Here is a 235-nt window from a genome sequence, read left to right as displayed (position 1 = left end):
GCTTACCACTTTGTGATTCATGACTGGGGTGAAGTCGTAACAAGGTAACCGTAGGGGAACCTGCGGTTGGATCACCTCCTTACCTGAAGATACCTTCCCGCGCAGTGCCCACACAGATTGTCTGATAAAAAGTAACGAGCAGAAAAAACCTCTACAGGCTTGTAGCTCAGGTGGTTAGAGCGCACCCCTGATAAGGGTGAGGTCGGTGGTTCAAGTCCACTCAGGCCTACCAAAT

Annotated in this window: 1 tRNA gene and 1 rRNA gene; both read left to right on the top strand. The window is 50.6% G+C overall.

Going from position 1 to position 235, the window contains the following annotated elements:
- Window positions 1-82: ribosomal RNA gene (locus HZZ01_RS20845) — 16S ribosomal RNA — on the top strand; the annotation flags it as partial.
- 73 nt (window positions 83-155) lie between these two features.
- Window positions 156-232 (top strand) — tRNA-Ile (locus tag HZZ01_RS20840).
- Window positions 233-235: the final 3 nt, after the last annotated feature.

The sequence above is a fragment of the Pantoea sp. WMus005 genome, from assembly GCF_013415305.1.
Classification (GTDB): domain Bacteria; phylum Pseudomonadota; class Gammaproteobacteria; order Enterobacterales; family Enterobacteriaceae; genus Pantoea; species Pantoea rara.
The sequence above is the reverse complement of the archived record's forward strand: the minus strand, read 5'-3'. Positions and strand labels throughout refer to the sequence as shown.